Source organism: Aestuariivirga sp., assembly GCF_044238155.1.
GTDB lineage: Bacteria > Pseudomonadota > Alphaproteobacteria > Rhizobiales > Aestuariivirgaceae > Aestuariivirga.
The window spans coordinates 1-19,154 of record NZ_JBIIDX010000059.1; the positions used below are offsets into that span (position 1 = coordinate 1).

The window sequence follows — 19,154 nt, forward strand, 5'->3', positions numbered from 1 at the left end:
ATCACCCCGCCATTCCCCGAATATCCGAGTGGACACAGCACCCAGTCGGGCGCGGCAGCAGCCGTCCTCACCAGCATGTTTGGCGAAGGCTTCGCCTTCACCGACCGGACCCATGAGCGCGATGGCCTGGCGCCTCGTCAATTTTCTAGCTTCGAACAGGCCGCGCAGGAGGCCGGCATCTCCAGGCTCTATGGTGGAATCCATTTCCGTGCCGCCATCGAGCGCGGCCTCGAGCAGGGCCGCTGCATCGGCCAGCACGCGCTGGCCCTGCGTACCCGAAGCTCCACATGAAATACTCCATCGCGGCAATCTTCGTCTGTCTGCTGACTGTCTCTCAGGGGCTTGCCGCCGAACATGCCGCAGCACCGCGCTTTGCAGATGAAACACAGACGGCTGGCATTGACAGTGTCTACGCGGGCGGCTGGCAATACATGGTGGGAGGTGGCGCCGCTGTCTTCGACTGCAACGATGATGGCTTTCCGGATTTGATGCTGGCTGGCGGAGAGCAGCCTGCGCGTTTCTATGAGAATACGAGCAAACCTCGCGGACGACTGGACTTTGCAAGAAAGGACAGCGGCCTCGAACTGACGGCTGTGACCGGCGCCTACCCTGTGGACATCGACAGCGATGGAAACATGGACGTTGTGGTGTTGCGGGTCGGGGAGAACCTTGTCATGAAGGGCGACGGGGCATGCCGCTTCAGCCGCGCCAACGAGGCATGGAGTTTCAATGGCGGTGATGCATGGTCCACTGCCTTTGCCGCCATGTGGGAACAGGGCTCCACATGGCCGACAGTTGCGATAGGCAATTACATCGATCGCAAAGAGGAGCTGGAGCCCTGGGGATCCTGCACGCCAAACTGGCTGCACCGGCCCGCGGCAGGCATCCCGGGATTTGCACCACCGCTGGACCTCACGCCAAGCCACTGCCCTCTGTCGATGCTGTTCACCGACTGGAGCAATTCGGGCACGGCCGACCTCCGCGTGTCGAATGACCGGGAATACTATGAGGGCGGACAGGAGCAGATGTGGCGCCTTCCACCAGGCAAGCCACCGACGCTCTACGGCAAAGCGGATGGCTGGCGCTATCTGCGGATCTGGGGCATGGGAATTGCTGGCTATGACCTCGATGGCGACGGCTATCAGGAGTATTTCCTGACCTCCATGGCCGATAACAAGCTCCAGACCCTTGCCAACCTGCCGCCAGATGGTTCGGCTCCGAAGCCCGCATACAAGGATGTGGCCTGGCCCAGGGGCGTGACCGCACACCGTCCGTTCACCGGAGATGACCTGAGGCCGTCCACGGCCTGGCACACCGAGTTTCAGGATGTGAACAACGATGGCCGGGTTGACCTGTTTGTGGCCAAGGGAAATGTCTCGGAAATGCCCGACTTTGCCATCGAGGACCCCAACAATCTTCTGGTGCAGGGTGCCGATGGCAAATTCACCGAGATGGCGGACAAGGCAGGCGTGGCAAGCATTGCCCAGGCGCGTGGCGGAGCGGTTGTCGATTTCAACCTCGACGGGCTCGTGGACCTGCTGGTGGTGAACCGCAACAGCCAGGCAGAAATCTGGCGCAATACCACAGCCAATGCCGGCAACTGGATCGAAGTGCGGCTGAAGCAGCCTGCCCCGAACCTCAATGCAATCGGCGCCATGGTGGAAGTCAAGACAGATGACGGCATCCAGCGCCGTGAGATCACGTCCGGCGGTGGCCACGTCTCCGGCCATGTGGGCTGGATTCATTTCGGCATCGGCACTGCCCCGGAGGCGGAGATTCGTATCCGCTGGCCTGGCGAGGGCTGGAGCAAGGCATACAGAGTAACGGCAAACAGTTTTGCCGACATCGGCAAGATGCAGGACGCCGCTGCGCCCTGGCAGCCACCGCGCTGATCACGCCATGGTTATTTCCATTTGTGGCCAAACGGCCTAGAAACCACGGCCGTGACCGGAGACGCGCCAATGCCATGCCTGCTCAGCCGCCGCAGTTTCATCCGCCTGGTGGCGGCGATTCCGGTTGCAGGATCGGCCAGGGCAGAACAGCCATGGGCGGCGGTCGAGGCCGCGGCCAGAGGCCAGACCGTTTATTTCAACGCGTGGGCGGGGTCGGCACAGGTCAATGCCTATGTCGCGTGGGCAGCAGAGCAGCTGCAGGCAGAGCACGGGATCACGCTCATTCATGTCAAGCTTGCCGATACCGCGGAAGCCGTTCGCCGGGTGCGTGACGAGACCGCAGCGGGCAAGCCCGGCAGTGCTGATCTCATCTGGATCAACGGCGAGAATTTCCGGATCATGAAGAGCAGCACGCTTCTCTTCGGGCCCTTTGCCGAAGAGCTGCCAAACTTCAGTCTCGTCGACACCGCGGGAAAGCCCACGACACGCATTGACTTCGCAGAACCGACAGACGGACTTGAATCTCCCTGGGGCATGGCCCAGCTCACTTTCTTCGCTGATGGCGCCAGGCTTCAGAATCCGCCCGCTTCGATGCGTGGGCTGCTTGATCTGGCGCGCAGCCAGCCCGGCCTCATCAGCTATCCCGCACCGCCCGATTTCCATGGCACGACATTTCTCAAGCAGGCTCTGTTCGAGACCATCGAGGATCGCTCGCTGCTGGGAACAGCCGTGAGCCAGACGAAGTTTGCGACTGCGGCACAGCCGCTGTTCGAGTTCCTCGACTCGCTGCATCCGCATTTGTGGCGTGAGGGCCGGCAATTTCCGCAATCACAGGCCCAGCTCACCCAGATGCTGGCCGATGGTGAATTGCTGCTCGGCCTCACCTTCAATCCCAATGAACCAGCGAACCTCGTGGCCAATGGCACCCTGCCGGCTTCCACCATCGCCTGGCAGTATGCAGACGGCACCATCGGCAATACGCATTTCCTGGCCATCCCCATCAATTCGCAGAACAAAGCAGCTGCCCAGGTCACGGCCAACTTTCTGCTGTCGCCGGCGGCGCAGGCACGCAAGGCAGATCTTGCGGTCTGGGGTGATCCGACGGTACTTGATCTCGCGCGACTGAGCAGCGAGGACCGTGCCTTGTTTGCCGCCGGTTCACTGCCAGGGGCCGTGATCAAACCCGCGCCTACAATTCCGGAGCCGCATGGCAGCTGGGTGCCGCTGATCGAGGCCGCATGGCTCGAGCGCTACGGGGCCTGAGCCCTGCTCTGGGCGCACTGCCCGTCATGCTGCTCTGGGCGCTGCCGCTCGTCGCGTCGGTGTTTGCGCTGTTGCCTGCAGCAGCAGACAACCGCGCCTGGCAATTGCTGATCGTGCATCCACAACTGTGGCAGGGGCTGTTGCTTGCTCTGACCACCGGCGGCGGAGCAACAGTTCTTGCGCTGTTCTTGACCATCATCATTCTTGCCGGGTTTGAGCACCAGGCAGTGCGCCATCGCCTGCAGTCCATCGCTGCAGCTGGGCTTGCCGTTCCGCATCTGGCCTTCGCCATCGGCTTTGGGTTCCTGATCATGCCGTCAGGGCTCATCGCGCGGCTTCTCGTCGGAGGAGATGCACCACCCGGGTGGATCACCGTTCAGGATCCGTGGGGGCTGTCATTGACCATGGCGCTGGCGCTGAAGGAGCTGCCCTTCCTGCTGATCACGGCCCTTGCCACTCTGGCACGTGGCGACGCCGCCCGCCGCCTTGAGCTGGAAGGCCGTGCCGCTGCAAGCCTCGGACACGGCGCCGGTTCGATCTGGCTGCGTATCGTGCTGCCACAGACGATACCAGGCCTGCGCTGGCCCCTCGTCATTGTCTTCATCTATGGCGCAACGGTGGTGGACATGGCGCTCGTGCTGGGCCCCACCCAGCCGCCCACGCTTGCCGTCATCATCTGGACCTCACTGAACCACGCAGATGCGGCAGTGAATGGCATGGGCGTGGCAATGACACTTCTGCTGACGGCGGTGCTGGCTGCCGCGCTTGCAACCGCCTTCCTGCTGCTCCACGTGACAGATGCCTGGCAGCGGCGTTTTCTCTGCTTGGGGCCATCCACCCTCGCAGCCCCCCGCCGCACTGCCTGGCTTCTGGCGCTCACTGCCACGGCGGTAATGGCGGCTTCGATCCTGATCCTGGGCTTCCTCTCTCTGGTGCCACGCTGGCCCTATCCCGCACTGACTCCACCCGTGGTCAGTCTGGATGCCTGGACACGGCTGTTCCAGGCGCCTGCAGCCGTTGGGCTCAGCCTCGCTGTGTCCGCGCTGGCTTCAGCCTGCGCGCTGGGGCTGACGTTGGCGTGGTTCGAGACCCAGCCGAGGCAGCGCGACCGCATGCTGATCGGTCTTGCCCTTGCAAGCCTGGCCCTGCCCCAGCTCGCCACGGCAGGAGGACAGTACAGGCTGTTTCTCCACCTCGGCCTCACCGGCACGCCAGCCGGTCTTTTCCTGGCTCACCTGACGCCTACCCTCGCCTATGTCCTGATCGTGCTGCACGGCCCCTACCGCGGCTTTGATGAAAGATTCATGATGGCGGCGAGAAGTCTTTCAGTTGCGGAGCCCCGAGCCCTGCTGCTGGTGAAGCTGCCACTGCTCAAGGCCCCATTGCTGACGGCCGGCGCAATCGGCTTTGCCGTGTCAATGGCGCAATTCGTGCCAGCCCAGCTGATGGCCGCCGGGCGCTACAGCACCTTGCCGATGGAGGCAGTGACCCTGTCGTCCGGCGGCAACCGTCCACTGATGGCCGCCTTCGCCACGTGCCTCGCCGTGCTGCCGTTGCTGGCCTTCCTTGCTGCAGCGAGACTGGGGAGGCCGCGATGGCGCTGAGCCTGCGTGACGTTACCATCTGGCTCGAGGGACGAACCCTCATTGCGCCTGTCTCGCTCGACGTGGAGAAAGGCGAGATCGTGACATTGATGGGTCCGAGCGGTGCGGGCAAGTCGACACTCCTGTCATTCATTGCCGGTGACCTCGTCGCACCCTTCTCGGCCACCGGAACCATCATGCTCGATGGACGCAGCCTTGACGGATTGCCAGCGGCGAGGCGACATGTCGGTCGGCTGTTTCAGGATGATCTGCTCTTTCCGCACATGAGTGTTGGCGAAAACCTGTTGTTTGGCATGCCGCGGGGGCAGCGCGCGGCGCGGGAAGCGATGATGTCATCAGCACTCGCAGAGGCGGGGCTTGCAGGCTTTTCCGGGCGGGCCCCTCACAGCCTGTCCGGGGGCCAGCGAGCGCGCGTTTCGCTGATGCGCGCACTGGTCGCCAATCCCAGCGCCATGCTGCTCGATGAACCCTTCAACAAGCTCGACCAGGACCTGCGACAGGGCATGCGGGATTTTGTGTTCCGTCACATTGCCGAACGGGGCATTCCCTGTCTCATGGTGACGCACGACCAGGCTGACGCCCCGCACAACGGGCGCCTGTTTCGCCTTCAGGATGGCCAGATACGACATGCTTGACCGCTTAGCCCTGCGCCTTGTGAAGCCGGCCGTGGAGCTTGCAGCCCGACAGCTTGCGCGCCGCGGCATAAGCGCTGAACAGGTCACGCTGGCGGGCTTCTGCTTCGGCCTCCTCGCCGCTGTGGCGGTGGCACTGGGCTTCAGCCTGCTTGCACTGCTGCCACTTCTCCTCAATCGCACGCTCGATGGCGTGGATGGGGCTCTGGCAAGGCTCACCACGCCCACCGAGCGCGGCGCCTTTCTTGACATCGCGCTGGATTTTGTTTTCTACGCCGCGATCCCGCTGGCCTTTGCCATCCAGGATCCGGGTGCCAACGCACTCGCCGCTGCAGTGCTGCTGGCGTCCTTCGTGGCCACCGGCACGAGCTTTCTCGCCTTCGCGGTGATGGCAGAGAAACGCGGGCTGAAAAGCACCGACTTCCCCTCGAAGTCCTTCTACTACCTCGGCGGCCTGACGGAAGGCACGGAGACAATCCTCTGCTTTGCCGCCATGTGCCTCTGGCCACAGCATTTCGCCATCATCGCGCTGGTCTACGCCACGCTCTGCGCCGTGACGGCGGCAACGCGGCTTGCCGCGGGCTGGACGCTGTTCTCCTGAAAAAATCTTCGGCGCTGCAAGAAAACACTTGCACCGACTCGCGAAAGGAAACATATAGCGCGCGCCCAAAGTCGCACGTGCCTCAAGGATTTCCCCAAAGCAACGACGGTGCGGGCTTTTTGGTCTCTGCCGGCTCCTCCACAGGCCGGGGTTACTGAGAGGCACCACTATCCTTGCCCCATGTGCGATTGGGACTCTCCCGATCAAGCCAAGGCGAACGGTCTGTATGAGCCCGGCGTTTCCACGTCTCCAACGCGTGGGATGCCGCTGGCGCTGCAGGCTGAGGCAACGCACACCTATGTCCAGGAGACACCCCGATGGCAGCAACAGCCCGCATCCGCGATTTCCTGCGTGACCGACGTCCCGAAGGCCCTTGCCTCGTGGTCGATCTCGATGTCGTGGCAGAGAACTACCGCGCCTTCCGCCGCACCATGCCCGACACCCGCATCTTCTACGCGGTGAAGGCCAATCCGGCGCCCGAGATCCTCAGCCTTCTGGCTGGCATGGGCTCCTGCTTCGACACCGCCTCGGTGCCGGAGATCGAGATGGCGCTTGCCGCCGGCGCAACGCCCGACCGCATCTCCTTTGGCAACACGATCAAGAAGGAGCGCGACATCGCGCGTGCCCATGAGCTTGGCGTGTCGCTGTTTGCCGTCGACTCGGCTGGGGAGGTGGAGAAGATCGCCCGCGCCGCGCCCGGCGCCCGGGTATTCTGTCGCATCCTCACCGACGGCGCGGGAGCAGAGTGGCCGCTGTCGCGCAAGTTCGGCTGCGAACCCGCGATGGCGGTGGAGGTGCTGATGCAGGCCCATGCGCTGGGGCTTGAGGCCCATGGCATCTCCTTCCATGTCGGCTCGCAGCAGACGCGGCTGGGAGCCTGGGATTCGGCGCTGGCAGAATCGAAGGCGATCTTCGACGCCATGCAGGCGCGTGGCATCGTTCTGAAGATGGTGAATCTTGGCGGCGGCTTCCCGGCCAGGTACCTGAAAAAGGTTCCGGGTACCGGAGCCTATGCCAACGCCATCCACGACGCGCTGACCAAGCATTTCGGCAACGCTATTCCCGAAACCATCATTGAGCCAGGGCGCGGCATGGTAGGCGATGCGGGCGTGGTGAAGGCCGAGGTGGTGCTGATCTCGAAGAAGCACGCCAACGACAACCAGCGCTGGGTCTATCTCGACATCGGCAAGTTCGGTGGACTTGCAGAGACCATGGACGAGGCGATCCGCTATCCGATCCTGACAGCAAAGGACTCGGATGCAAAGGCGCCATGCATCATTGCGGGGCCAACCTGCGACTCGGCCGACGTACTCTATGAGAAGACGCCTTATGACCTGCCGGTGACGCTCAGCGTGGGCGATGAGGTGCTGATCGACTCTGCAGGCGCCTATACCACGACCTATGCTGCCGTCGCCTTCAATGGCTTTGCACCACTCAAGGCTTACGTCATCTGATTTCACAAGCCAGTCGCCCCCGGGCAGTCACCCGGGGGACCAACCCAATTCTTTGGTTCCCGGCGCGTAACGCCGGGATGACAGGAAGGTATGTTCGAGATGATCACCATTCGCCCTGAAATTGCCGCTGACGTTCCGGCGCGCGAGCGGCTGCTTGACCGCGCCTTCGGCAAGACGCGCCACCGCAAGACATCAGAGCGGCTGCGCGAAGGAAGGGCTCCGGCCGGAGACATGGCCTTCACTGCCACTGATGCGCGTGGCCGGCTCGTCGGCACCCTGCGCCTGTGGCATGTACTGGCCGGATCCGCGGGGCCTGCGTTGCTGCTCGGACCGCTGGCCGTGGACTGCAAGCACCAGCGCGCAGGGGTGGGCACGGCACTGATGCAAACAGCACTCGCGCAGGGCCGGCGTCTCGGCCACGGCGCCATCATCCTGGTAGGCGATGCACCCTATTATGCCCGCTTCGGCTTTGCCGCCGAACCGGTGGCTGACCTGCATCTGCCCGGGCCGGTGGACCGCGCACGGTTCCTTGGGCTTGAACTGGTTCCGGGCGCGCTCGATGGCGCAGAAGGGCTGGTTACAGGCTGCGGCCAGCGAGCTCAGCCGTCGGAGCAGGTGGCAGCCTGAAAACAAGGGAGCGGCCGCTTGGCCGCTCCACTTGCCAGTGCTTGATGTCAGACGGCAGTGAAGCCGTTGTCGACGAACAGGTGCGTGCCGTTCACAAAACTCGCGTCATCGCTGGCCAGGAAGAGGGCCGCGCGTGCAACCTCCTCGGGCTCGCAGATACGGCCTTGCTGGATGGCGAGGGCCGCTTCTGACACATCGACGCCGAGGCGCTGCAACTCAGCCACCTCGCGCAGGCCGTGAGGCGTCCTCACGAAGCCGGGGCAAACGGCATTGCAACGGATGTTCCTGTCACGGAACTCCACGGCAATGGCGCGAGCGAACATGTGGCAGGCACCCTTGGTTGTATCATAGAGAACTTCCATGGGCGTGGCGGCAACTGCCGAGATCGACGAAGTACATACGATCGACCCGCCGCCTGCCGCGATCATCTGCGGCAGGACAGCCCTGGTCATCAGGAACATGCTCTTGACGTTGATCTCCGTCAGCCTGTCCCACTCCTCCTCCGTGGTCTCGAGGAAGGGCTTGATGACGATCGAGCCGGCGTGATTGAAGAGAACGGTGATCGGGCCAAGCCTCTCACCGACTTCTTTCACGGCGTTACCGACATCGGCCGCCTTCGAGACGTCAGCCTGAACGAAGCAGGCCTTGCCGCCGCTTCGTTCAATATCCGCCACCGCCTCGAGGCCAGCCGCGGCATTCACGTCGACAATGCCAACCTTCGCACCTTCTGCTGCGAAGAGCCTTGCCGCCGCACCGCCCATGCCGGTGGCCCCGCCTGATATCAGGGCCACCTTGCCATTGAGCTTGCCACCCATCTGCGCGACCGCGGACCGGTTGATCAGCGTTCGCCGAACTTCGCTTCGGTCTGGGCGATCTCTGCCTGACGGCGCTTGATCTCCTCGCCGATCGGCGGGCCACGGAAGCGCTTGTTCTCGAACAGCACCCAGATGGCGAGCGACAGCAGGAAGAAGCCGACTGTAATGATCAGCGCCCAGTCATTGGGCGGCTGGATGCCAATGACGAAGATCAGGACCATCGCCAGCACCGAGAGGACAGCCACCAGCTTGTACATGCCGATTCCGAGATTCCAGGGTCCCATCTTCGGCCACTTCGGACCGCCAATGGCGATGAAGCCAAGAGCGATTGGAAGGGCGAAGGACAGGAACAGGAAGATCACCGTACACGACACGACGATCGAATAGGCCGGCGTTCCCGCGATGGTGACCGCAGACGTCAGCCAGACGAACAGCACAGCAAGGATCGAAGACGTCCAGATGGCTGCAACCGGCGTACGATGCTTGACACTCACGGTGGCGAGCGCTTTCGATGCAGCTGGAATGCCACCATCCCGCGAGAAGGCATAAAGCATGCGGGATGCCGAGGTGACCGTCGCCAGACCGCACAGGAACTGCGCCACGAAAATCAGAATATAGAGAACATTCTTGATCGTCGGATTGACCTGCTGGTCCATGCCCCAGAAGAACACGTTCCAGCCCTGCTTTGCAGCTTCGTCCATGTTCGGGATCATGATGATGAACGCCGACAGGAAGAGCCAACCAAACAGTCCCGACCAGATTACCGACGAAACCATGCCGGACGGCACCGAGCGTGCTGCATCGGTTGTTTCCTCAGAGGTATGTGCCGAGGCATCATAACCCGTGATCGTGTAGATGGGCAGCAGCAGGCCGAGCAGAAAGGCCATGAGCCCGGACACAGCCAGAGGCCATACGCCAGAGGCGCCTTCGGTACCCGTATAGTTGTGGAAGGTCCACAGGCGGGAAATCTCGAAGCTGTTGGCCGACGCCAGGAACACGACCGTCAGAAGAACGGCTGTTCCAAGTATGAGGTAGCCCGAGAAATCGGTCAGTTTGGCGGTGAGCCTGATGCCATAGTGATTGATGATGGCCTGAAGGCCGGTAATCACGGCGACGAACACCACCCGGTGGGTGAGCGTGTCCTCAAGCCCGAACATCGAACCGAAGGCACCAAAGAAGAAGTAGAATGTACCAACATTGATGGCGCCAAGAACGGTCACGAGACCCAGCAGGTTGAGCCAGGCTGACAGCCAGCCGGTGAAGCGGTTGCCGAGAATGGAACCCCAGTGGTAGAGGCCGCCCGCCGTTGGGTAGGCCGACGAAATTTGGGCGAGAGCAAGGGCAAACACGCCCGAGATGACCACGCCGACCGGCCAGCCGATGCCGATTGCCGCGCCGCCGGCGCCTGACGTGGCCTGCCCAAGCGAATTGATACCACCTGACAGAATGCAGATGATCGAAAATGAAATCGCAAAGTTAGAGAACTTACCCATGGTACGGGCAAGCTCCTGGGCATAGCCCATGTCATGGAGGATTTTCTTGTCCTCTGAGATGTGATTGGCCATTGATGAACCTTTCCCCCACGCCCCGGGGAAGCCTGGCGCGCCTTTTTGCTTGATGAGTTGGACCTGCCAGCAGGGTGCCGGCGAATCCTCTTCCCCCCAGACTGCATAGTGAGACCATTTGCAGCATCGGTCAATCGCAAGCCCGGCCGAGCCGGAGTTGAATGAGCTTTCCTCATACCGGTTCAGGCAGTAAGCTCCGCCATCCTTCGAAATGGAGCAGCCCATGGCCGAACCCGGCACCGCAGCAGCAACAGCACCCAGCCGTCGCAGTGGCGGGCGGGATGGTCGGCGGGCGCTGCGGGCGGCTCCCATGGCCTCCTTCCCGACCCTGGTGCGGGAGATACCGGTATATAATCTCGTGCCGGACGAGGCCGTGGAACTGATCCACGACGAGTCGGTCAGGATACTCGAGGACGTCGGCTGCGAATTCCGCGACGACGAAGCCGTGGAGATGTGGAGGCGGGCCGGCGCCAGCGTATCGGGAACCCGAGTGAGGATCGACCGGTCGCTGCTCATGGACCTTGTCGCCAAGGTACCGCCGGAATTCATCCTCAACGCCCGCAACCCGGAGCGTACCGTCCGGGTGGGCGGCAAGAACACCGTTTTCGTGCCGATGTATGGCGCGCCCTATGTCCGCGACCTCGACAACACCCGTCGCTACGGCTCGCTTGACGACCTGAACAATTTCCACCGGCTGGCCTGCATGTTGCCTGCCCTTCACTCATCAAGCTCGATCTGCTGCGAGCCGATGGAGATACCGGTTCCCAAGCGTCACCTGCACATCATTCATTCAGCCCTGCGTTTTTCTGACAAGCCCTTCATGGGCATCGTCACCTCGAAGGAGCGCGCCGAGGATGTGATGAAGATGGCGGGGATTGTGTTCGGCAATGACTATGTGAAGGACAACACGGTCGTGGTTTCCATCACCAACTGCAATTCGCCGCTGGTCTGGGATGCCACCATGCTCGACGCCATGAAGGTGTATGCGAGGCATAACCAGCCGCTGATTCTGGCGCCCTTCGCGCTATGTGGCGCTTCGACCTCCGCCTCAGCCATCGGCGCCGTGGCACAGGTCAACGCCGAGGCACTGGCCGGCGTCGCCTTCACCCAGCTCGTCCGCCCCGGCTCACCACAGATCTACGGTCAATTCATGGTTACCGTCGACATGAAGTCGGGGGCACCCATGGGCGGCACGCCGGAAGCCGCGCAGATGATGTTCGTGATGGGGCAACTCGCCCGTAAGTACCGACTGCCGTGGCGTACCTCCGGCTTCCACGTCGGATCCAAGCTCAACGACGCTCAGGCCGGTTACGAGGCCAACATGCTGATGCATGCAGCCGTGCTCTCGGGCGCCAACTACATCTGGCATGTGGCGGGCTGGCTGGAGGCCGGGCTGTGCTGCGGCTATTCGAAATTCGTGACCGATGCCGAACAGCTTGTCGGCTGGTACAAATATGCTGGCGGCCTGTCCTTCGCCGATTTCAAGGAGGCTATGGCGGCGGTGCGCGAGGTGGGTCCGGCGGGCCATTTCCTGGGCACACAGCACACGCTGGAGCACTTCGAAAAAGCCTTCTTCATTCCCTCCCTGATGGACTTCAACTCCTTCGAGCAATGGTCAGCCGAAGGGGCGAAAGACCACGATACCCGTGGCCGTGACCGGGCAAGGGCGATGCTGCAGTCCTATGAGGAGCCAAAGCTCGACGCAGGCGTGGCAGAGGGGCTGCGCGACTTCATCGCGCGCAGAGAAGAGCAGCTCCCCAACACCGTCAGCTGAGCCTCGCGGCGTCTGTGCGGCCTCAGCTGCGCAGGGGAAGGGCCGTCTTGAGGCGCGGCCCAAGCACGGCTGCCGCAAAGCCAAACCCCAGAAGTGCCAGCGTGATGATGGCCCACACCGCGACCACCAGCCATTCGCCAATTCCAGTCCCGGCCATGGCAATCCATGACGCCCATTCAACCACGAGCGGGTCGGCAGGGATAATGTCCGCATTGCCTGCGGCAAGCCCGCCGGCCACTCCGACCAGTCCATGCACGAACCACGCAAAGCCGGACCACAGCACCACGGCAGCGGCTGTTATGCTCCAGATCAGGGTTTTCATCGATTGAGCTCCTTCATGTAGTCGCGCAAGATGGACACGTTGCGCTGGTTTGCCTTGAAGAACATGTCAAAGAAGAATCCGGCAACGGGAACGGCGCCGATGACCGCATCAGCTGCAATATTGAGGCCCATCCGCCCAAGAATGCGCGGTGGTGCACCGTGGCGCAGGGCCTCGGCGAGAACATAGGTGGAAAGACCCGCGCCCATCAGGCTGCCCATTCCCGGCACTAGGCTCAGAACGCTGTCGGCACCCATCGTGCGGCCTGTACCGGGGATTGGCACTGCCGAATCGGTAAACCATGCAAGCCAATCCAGCCGCTCGATGGTGCCGCGAGGTGTGAGATCAAGCCTGATTGAGGGGTTCGTCATCGGAAACGCATCTCCCAGATTGCAGGGCGCTGATGCGCCATGAAGGTGGAAGAGTCCGACATCGCAGACTTGCCGTCTGCCAGAGGGGCCCGGACCCGCTGCCATAGAGGTAGCTCCAGAACCAGCAAGTGCAAGACGGACGAACCTTAAATCTTTGTCAGGAAAAAAAGAGGGTGAACGGCCAGCGCCGCCCACCCTGCTGGCAAACCCGCCAGACGCAACGAGTGCTCTTTGCTCGAAAATGGGAGAACCCAACAAAGACGTTTGCGATGGCAAAGGTCTCGCAAACCCGATGCCAGCTGACATTGAACACGCAAGCACCTGTAATCAAACCACATTTTCTAAGAATCCAGCAACGATGCAAACCGGTGCCGCATGTTTGTGCAGTGCGGTGCTGGGAATTCGTGCGGTCTCAGCTGGGCCGGGACACAGCCATCCAGCTTTGGAAACGTGACAGTGCCTCGGAGAGGGTGGCGCGGTCCTTGAGGTAGCAGAGGCGGAGATATCCCTCACCCCCTGGGCCAAAGGCGCTTCCCGGAGCGAAGCCGACCTTGGCTTCGTCAATCAGACGGCGGACGGTACTTGCGGAATCTGCCATCCCATCGACTGCAAAGAACAAATAGAACGCACCCCTTGGTATCTCAAAACGCAGACCTGGAATCTCCCCCAGCATGCGGAGGGCAAGATCCCGGCCCTCACGGGCCTCGGCCACCTGCCGGGCGATGAACGCATCGCCCTCATCGAGTGCGGCCACGCAGCCGCGTTGCAGAAACGCCGGAGTTCCGGAGGAATTGACCTGTATGATCCGCTCGATCGCAGGCCCCAGCACGCGCGGCGCCTGGAGCCAGCCAACGCGCCAGCCCGTCATCGCCCAGTTCTTCGAGAATGTATTGGCGAGCAGCAACTGGTCGTCGTCCTCGCACACGTCAAGCAGCGACGGGGCACGATGCTCAGCCTTCTCGCCGTAATAGAAGCGGGCATAGACCTCATCACCAAGAAGCCACAGACCACGCTTGCGGCAAACATCACGAATGGCGATGAGTTCATCGATGCCAGCCGTCCAGCCAACGGGATTGGACGGCGAATTGAGCGCAATGGCGCGCGTGCGCGGCGTAATGGCATCGAACAAGCGATCGAGGTCCAGACGCCAGCATCCATTGCGGAACGCCATTGCCACCTCCACAGGCCTTGCACCGGCAATGCGAAGTGAGGCGGCCAGGTTCGGCCAGGCTGGGGTGGGGATGATGATCTCGCCGTGCTCGCCCGCTATCAATTGAACGATTGTCTGGATCGCCTGCATGCCGCCGGACGTGACATAGAATGCATCGTCGTCGAACGGGCGCCCGAAATTTCGCGTGTGATAACGCGCAAGAGCTGCGCGCAGCTCGGGAATGCCGCGCTGCCAGGTATAGAAGGTCTCACCCCGCAGCAGAGCCTCGGCAGCTGGCCGCGCGAAGGCCTCCGGTGTCGGCAGAGTACCCTCGCCCGCCCACAGCGGAATCACGCCAGGCACCGTGAAGCCATGCATGGCGGCCCTGATGATGCCGCTGTCAGGTTCGTTACGCGCCTGCGGTGTCAGCGCGGCAAGGAGTCTGTTATCGGTCATCATCTGGCTGTATCAGCCTTGACCCCTGGACTTCAAGGCATCCCGGATTTCGGCCAGAAGCTCTTCCGTTCTCGTCGGACCTGGGGCAGGCGGCGGCGGCTCGGCCTTGCGCATCTGGTTCGATATCTTCACCAGCTGGAACAGCACGAAAGCGATGATCAGGAAGTTGATGATGACCGACAGAAAAGCTCCATAGGCAAAGACTGCGCCCTGCTTCTGCGCCTCAGCGAGCGTGGTCGCAGTAACCTCGGAGGAAAGCGGCACGAAATAGTCGTCGAAATTGAGCCCCCCGGTCAGGGCGCCAATCACCGGCATGATCAGATAGTTGACGACACCATCGACAATCCTGCTGAAGGCCGCACCAATCATAACGCCAATGGCGAGGTCGAAGGCATTGCCCTTGAAGGCAAAGGACTTGAATTCATTCCACATCAGTTCCCCCTTCGGCTATTGAATCTCTGGGCTTTCACCAGTCGAGTTGGATTAGCCGATCGTGAGTCGTCTGGCAAAAACAAGTTCAGTCTAGCGTGGGGACGCAGGGAAATGATCCAGCAGCGAACATTTTTTCCACCATTGCAACCGTTCAACAGCGGCAGATTACAGGTCTCAGCATGCCACGAAATCTACTTTGAAGAGTGCGGCAATCCAGCTGGAAAACCAGTGGTAGTGCTGCACGGCGGGCCTGGTGGCGGAATCTCACCATTCCTTCGCCAGATGCATGATCCGCACGCTTATCGGATCATTCTGTTCGACCAGCGCGGCTGTGGTCAATCGACCCCCCATGCGGAGCTCAGCGACAACACCACGTGGGACCTGGTTGCCGACATGGAGCGCCTTCGCAAGCACCTTGGCGTTCGGCGCTGGCAGGTGGCCGGTGGATCCTGGGGTTCCACTCTGGCGCTCGCCTATGCCGAAACCCATCCTGACCGGGTGACCGAACTGATCCTGCGGGGCATCTTCACCTTGCGGCGCAGCGAGATTCAATGGTTCTACCAGCAGGGAGCCGATCAGCTCTTTCCTGACGCCTGGGAGAAGTTCATTGAACCAATTCCCGTGCAGGAGCGGCACGACCTTCTGTCTGCCTACCACCGTCGGCTGACGGGCGAGGACGTAACCGAGCAGCTGGCCTGTGCCCGCGCCTGGAGCCAGTGGGAAGGTTCGACGCTGTCGCTGATCCCGGATGAAAAACGAATTCTCGCATTCGGGATTGATCACTTCGCCCTCGCCTTTGCTCGGATCGAATGTCATTATTTCGTGAACAGGGGATTTTTTGAGCGCGACGCGCAACTGCTGGAGAACGCACACAAGCTGCGGAAGATTCCGGGCATCATCATTCAGGGCCGATATGATGTGGTGACCCCTGCAGCAACTGCCTGGGAACTCCACAAGGCCTGGCCCGAGGCACAGTTCGTGATGGTGCCGGACGCCGGCCACACCGCAACCGAGCCGGGCATTGCCGACGCGCTGGTGCGAGCCACGGACCGGTTTTGCCGGTAAGACGCCGCCCAATGCACCATGCCAGCAACCCGAAACACGCCACGAGGCGAAAGCTGCGCAGCCAAGGGCCCGCTCGGCTAGCAGATGTAGAGTGGGCATGGCCGAATCAGTTTACTGTTCCAGCCCATGAACCTTGACCATATCCTGCTCCAGATTGGCGGCACGTCTGTCAGCTTGCTCGACCTTGTGATCGTGGCAGGCATCTTCGCCCTGTTCCTGCTCATTGCCGCCGTGGTCCTGTCCTGGCGGGCCCAAGCATCGCGGCATGATGAACTGGCTGCTGCGGCGCGGCGCAACGCAGAACTGGAATTCCGGATTGCCGAACTCTCCGGCGCGCTGAAGGGCCTCACCGAACAGACCCATGGCAGCCAGATGCAGCTTGTCTCGGTGCTGGACAAGCGCCTTGACCAGGTATCGGAGCGGCTGGGCCTCAACCTCATCGACCAGGCGGAACGGACCGGGCAGTCCCTCAAGCAACTGCATGAACGGCTCGCCGTCATCGACGCTGCCCAGCGCAACATCACAGCCCTCTCCGGCGAGATGCTGGGGCTGAAGGATATTCTGTCCAACAAGCAGTCACGCGGAGCCTATGGCCAGGCCCGCATGGAGGCCATCATCCGTGACGGGCTTCCCTCGGGCGCCTATGTATTTCAGGGAACGCTGAGCAATGGCATGCGCCCTGACTGCCTTGTCACGCTGCCTGATGCGGCAGCCAAGCTGGTGATCGATGCCAAGTTCCCGCTCGAGGCCTTCAATGCGCTGAAAGTGGCCAGCGGCGAAGCCGATCTGCGCAACGCAGAAACACGCTTGCGCAGCGACGTGATGAAACATGTCAAGGATGTCGCGGAAAAATATCTTCTGCCCGGCGAGACTCACGAGACAGCCATCATGTTCGTACCGTCTGAATCTGTCTATGCCGAACTCTACGAGAAATTCGAGGATGTGATCCAGAAGGCTCACCGCCTGCGCGTGATCATCGCCTCTCCCAATGTTCTCATGCTTCTCGTGCAGACCCTGCAGGCAATCTTCAAGGATGCGCGTCTGCGCGAGCAGGCCGGAGTGATCAAGATCGAAGTGGCACGGCTGCTTGAAGACGTCGGCCGCCTCAAGGACCGTGTCGGCGACCTGCAGAAGCACTTTGGCGCCGCCTCTGCTGACCTCGACAAGCTGAACATCTCCGCCGAGAAGATTGTGCGGCGTGGCCTGCGCATTGAAAGCCTCGACCTCGAAGAGCTGGACAAGACGGCTGATGCCAGCCGGCCACGGCTGGTCGAGCGGAGTTAGGGCCTACAACGGCCGCCTGGCGCGAATTGCCTGGGTGAGCGTTCCCTCGTCGAGATAGTCGAGTTCGCCGCCCACCGGAACGCCGTGAGCAAGTCGGGAAGTGGCAATGCCCAGGTCCTTGAGCTGCTCCGTGATGTAATGCGCCGTGGTCTGGCCCTCGACGGTTGCGTTGAGGGCAAGCACAACCTCCTTCACATCCGACTCGCGCACGCGGGCGATGAGCGGACCTATGGCAAGATCCTCGGGCCTGATGCCTTCGATGGCCGAAAGCGTGCCGCCGAGCACATGATAGAGGCCAGCCCACGCCGCGGCACGTTCTAGCGCCCAGAGATCGCCGACCTCTTCCACGACGCACAGGATTGAGCGGTCGCGGCGCGGATCCGTGCACAGAGTGCAGGGATCAACCGTATCGACATTGCCGCAACTTGAGCAGGATGTTACCTTCTCGTTGGCCTCCGCCATCGCCGCAGCCAGCGGCGTGAGCAGGCGTTCGCGGTTCTTGATCAGAAACAGGGCGGCGCGCCGGGCCGAGCGCGGGCCCAGCCCCGGCAGCTTGGCGAGGAGCTGGATCAGCCGGTCGATTTCGGGTCCGGTGGTGCGCCGTGCCATCAGAAGGGCAGCTTGAAGCCCGGCGGCAGCGGCAGCCCACCGGTCAGAGACTTCATCTCCTCGGCCATCATCGCCTCAGACTTTGCCTTGGCATCGGCATGGGCTGCGACGATCAGATCCTCGAGGATTTCCTTCTCCTCCGCCTTGAGCAGCGAGACGTCAACATCAAGGCCAGTCATGACGCCCTTGCCGCTCAGCGTCAGCTTGACGAGCCCGCCGCCAGACTGGCCGGTGACGGTTGCCTGCTCGAGCTTGGCCTGCATCTCGGCCATGCGGCTCTGCATGGCCTGCACCTGTTTCATCATGTCACCGAGGTTCTTCATCGCTCTCGCTCATGGCTGGGGAAGGAAGGATCGCCTGTTCAGGCTCGCGCACATCGACGATCTCGGCGCCCGGAAAGCGTGCGAGCACCGCCTGCACATCCGGGTGGGCGCGCGCCGAAACGAAAAGGCTGTCACGGTTCTCCTGGCGCTGGCGCGCAATGGATTTCTCGCCACCATCGCGCGCCACCATCACCATCCAGCGCATGCCGGTAAAGGCCTCAAGCTTGCGGGCGATGTCATTGGCCAGACCTGGCTGGGCTTGCGGCTCGAGGGCAATCTCGAGGCGGCCGGGCGCCACGCGGATGGGCCGCACCAGGTTTTCAAGATCGGATTTGAGCCGGATATCTCGCTTGTCGGCGGCCAGTGCGATGAGATCCTTGAAGCTTGAGAAGGCCCGCGTCTCAGGCGGTCCGGACTGCGGCATGACGGGCTGCTGTGCGGGAGCAAGCGCCGTCCGGGGGTCAGCTACAGCCTCTGAACCACTGCCGCGATGCAGGTCCCGAACCGCCAGCGGCACCACACGGCCCGCTGGCGCAGCCTGCTGCACAAGTTTTGCGAGCTCTTCGGCTGCAGGGAGTTCAGCCGCATATGCGAGGCGGATCAGAACCATCTCGGCGGCCAGCAGCGGGGTGGCATGTAGCTCTGCTTCGCGGATACCCTTCAGCAGCATAGACCAGGCACGGGTCAGATGCGCCATGCTGCAAGTCTGGGCGTGCTCGGCGCCGCGGGTCTTTTCGGCTTCGGTGCGCGAGCTGTCTGCCAGCGCGCCCTCGCGCACCACCTTGAGCCTGGTGACCCAGTGAACATAGTCCGCAAGATCGCTCAGGATGGTTGCCGGGTCGCCACCTGACTGGTACTGACTTTCGATCTCTTCCAGCGCGGCCTTGGCATCTCCGGCCATCACCCTGTCAAACAGCT

At 62.2% G+C, this 19,154-nt stretch carries 19 protein-coding genes and 1 pseudogene; 11 read left to right on the top strand and 9 right to left on the bottom strand.

The annotated features are described in order from the left end of the window. The 8 genes from ACILRN_RS07930 to ACILRN_RS07965 form a co-directional block, all read left to right on the top strand. On the top strand, nt 1-291 hold a 291-nt coding region (locus ACILRN_RS07930; RefSeq protein ID WP_395687140.1), incomplete at its 5' end, for a phosphatase PAP2 family protein. Beyond that, the gene (locus ACILRN_RS07935; protein ID WP_395687142.1) at nt 288-1,892 is read left to right on the top strand and encodes a CRTAC1 family protein; all 1,605 of its coding nucleotides are present in this window, start codon (nt 288-290) and stop codon (nt 1,890-1,892) included. The genes ACILRN_RS07930 and ACILRN_RS07935, both read left to right, overlap by 4 nt. A gap of 69 nt (nt 1,893-1,961) precedes the next feature. Further along, nucleotides 1,962-3,155 carry an ABC transporter substrate-binding protein gene (locus ACILRN_RS07940; protein WP_395687144.1) on the top strand — a complete coding sequence of 398 codons (1,194 nt, stop codon included), beginning with the start codon at nt 1,962-1,964 and terminating at the stop codon, nt 3,153-3,155. Then, the gene (locus tag ACILRN_RS07945) at nt 3,131-4,759 is read left to right on the top strand and encodes a hypothetical protein (RefSeq protein WP_395687146.1); all 1,629 of its coding nucleotides are present in this window, start codon (nt 3,131-3,133) and stop codon (nt 4,757-4,759) included. The genes ACILRN_RS07940 and ACILRN_RS07945 overlap by 25 nt, the downstream gene beginning before the upstream one ends. Beyond that, on the top strand, nt 4,750-5,394 hold the full coding sequence (locus ACILRN_RS07950; RefSeq protein ID WP_395687148.1) for an ATP-binding cassette domain-containing protein: 645 nt from the start codon (nt 4,750-4,752) through the stop codon (nt 5,392-5,394). The genes ACILRN_RS07945 and ACILRN_RS07950 overlap by 10 nt, the downstream gene beginning before the upstream one ends. Then, a complete protein-coding gene (locus tag ACILRN_RS07955) occupies nt 5,387-5,992 on the top strand; it encodes a CDP-alcohol phosphatidyltransferase family protein (protein ID WP_395687150.1) in 606 nt (201 codons plus the stop codon). Before ACILRN_RS07950 ends, ACILRN_RS07955 begins: the two co-directional genes overlap by 8 nt. Nucleotides 5,993-6,309: 317 nt before the next feature. After that, a complete protein-coding gene (locus ACILRN_RS07960) occupies nt 6,310-7,446 on the top strand; it encodes a type III PLP-dependent enzyme (RefSeq protein ID WP_395687152.1) in 1,137 nt (378 codons plus the stop codon). A gap of 99 nt (nt 7,447-7,545) precedes the next feature. Further along, a complete protein-coding gene (locus ACILRN_RS07965) occupies nt 7,546-8,073 on the top strand; it encodes a GNAT family N-acetyltransferase (RefSeq protein ID WP_395687154.1) in 528 nt (175 codons plus the stop codon). Between the two features lie 47 nt (nt 8,074-8,120). On the opposite strand, the gene ACILRN_RS07970 is transcribed toward ACILRN_RS07965, so the two are convergent. Both ACILRN_RS07970 and ACILRN_RS07975 read right to left on the bottom strand, forming a co-directional pair. Continuing rightward, nucleotides 8,121-8,888 (bottom strand): SDR family NAD(P)-dependent oxidoreductase, encoded by a 768-nt coding sequence (locus tag ACILRN_RS07970; protein ID WP_395687156.1) that lies wholly within the window; start codon nt 8,886-8,888, stop codon nt 8,121-8,123. Nucleotides 8,889-8,911: 23 nt separating this feature from the next. After that, entirely contained in the window at nt 8,912-10,453 is a 1,542-nt protein-coding gene (locus tag ACILRN_RS07975) for an amino acid permease (protein ID WP_395687158.1), read from the bottom strand. A 223-nt stretch (nt 10,454-10,676) separates the two neighbouring features. On the opposite strand from ACILRN_RS07975, the gene ACILRN_RS07980 reads away from it, so the two are divergent. Beyond that, on the top strand, nt 10,677-12,227 hold the full coding sequence (locus ACILRN_RS07980; protein WP_395687160.1) for a trimethylamine methyltransferase family protein: 1,551 nt from the start codon (nt 10,677-10,679) through the stop codon (nt 12,225-12,227). Nucleotides 12,228-12,249: 22 nt separating this feature from the next. Here the strand turns inward: ACILRN_RS07980 and ACILRN_RS07985 are convergent, their stop codons facing one another. The 4 genes from ACILRN_RS07985 to mscL form a co-directional block, all read right to left on the bottom strand. Continuing rightward, a complete protein-coding gene (locus tag ACILRN_RS07985; protein ID WP_395687162.1) occupies nt 12,250-12,549 on the bottom strand; it encodes a hypothetical protein in 300 nt (99 codons plus the stop codon). Beyond that, on the bottom strand, nt 12,546-12,917 hold the full coding sequence (locus ACILRN_RS07990) for a DUF4112 domain-containing protein (RefSeq protein ID WP_395687164.1): 372 nt from the start codon (nt 12,915-12,917) through the stop codon (nt 12,546-12,548). The genes ACILRN_RS07985 and ACILRN_RS07990 overlap by 4 nt, the downstream gene beginning before the upstream one ends. 412 nt (nt 12,918-13,329) lie before the next feature. Then, nucleotides 13,330-14,526, bottom strand: coding sequence for a pyridoxal phosphate-dependent aminotransferase (locus tag ACILRN_RS07995; protein WP_395687166.1), 1,197 nt, complete (start codon nt 14,524-14,526; stop codon nt 13,330-13,332). A 9-nt stretch (nt 14,527-14,535) separates the two neighbouring features. Next, a complete protein-coding gene (gene mscL, locus ACILRN_RS08000) occupies nt 14,536-14,955 on the bottom strand; it encodes a large conductance mechanosensitive channel protein MscL (RefSeq protein WP_395687167.1) in 420 nt (139 codons plus the stop codon). A gap of 114 nt (nt 14,956-15,069) precedes the next feature. Here mscL and pip point away from each other — a divergent pair, with 114 nt between their 5' ends. Both pip and ACILRN_RS08010 read left to right on the top strand, forming a co-directional pair. Then, a complete protein-coding gene (gene pip, locus ACILRN_RS08005; protein ID WP_395687174.1) occupies nt 15,070-16,020 on the top strand; it encodes a prolyl aminopeptidase in 951 nt (316 codons plus the stop codon). Between the two features lie 126 nt (nt 16,021-16,146). Continuing rightward, nucleotides 16,147-17,304: a DNA recombination protein RmuC gene (locus tag ACILRN_RS08010; protein ID WP_395687169.1), complete on the top strand. Its 1,158-nt coding sequence runs from the start codon at nt 16,147-16,149 to the stop codon at nt 17,302-17,304. 3 nt (nt 17,305-17,307) lie between these two features. Here ACILRN_RS08010 and recR read toward each other — a convergent pair whose 3' ends face one another. From recR to ACILRN_RS08025, 3 genes and pseudogenes are all read right to left on the bottom strand, one after another. Next, nucleotides 17,308-17,913 (bottom strand): recombination mediator RecR, encoded by a 606-nt coding sequence (gene recR / locus ACILRN_RS08015; RefSeq protein ID WP_395687171.1) that lies wholly within the window; start codon nt 17,911-17,913, stop codon nt 17,308-17,310. After that, nucleotides 17,913-18,236, bottom strand: a complete 324-nt coding sequence (locus tag ACILRN_RS08020) for a YbaB/EbfC family nucleoid-associated protein (protein ID WP_395687172.1) — start codon at nt 18,234-18,236, stop codon at nt 17,913-17,915. Before ACILRN_RS08020 ends, recR begins: the two co-directional genes overlap by 1 nt. Beyond that, a pseudogene (locus ACILRN_RS08025) lies at nt 18,220-19,154 on the bottom strand (DNA polymerase III subunit gamma/tau); the annotation flags it as partial. The gene ACILRN_RS08020 and the pseudogene ACILRN_RS08025, both read right to left, overlap by 17 nt.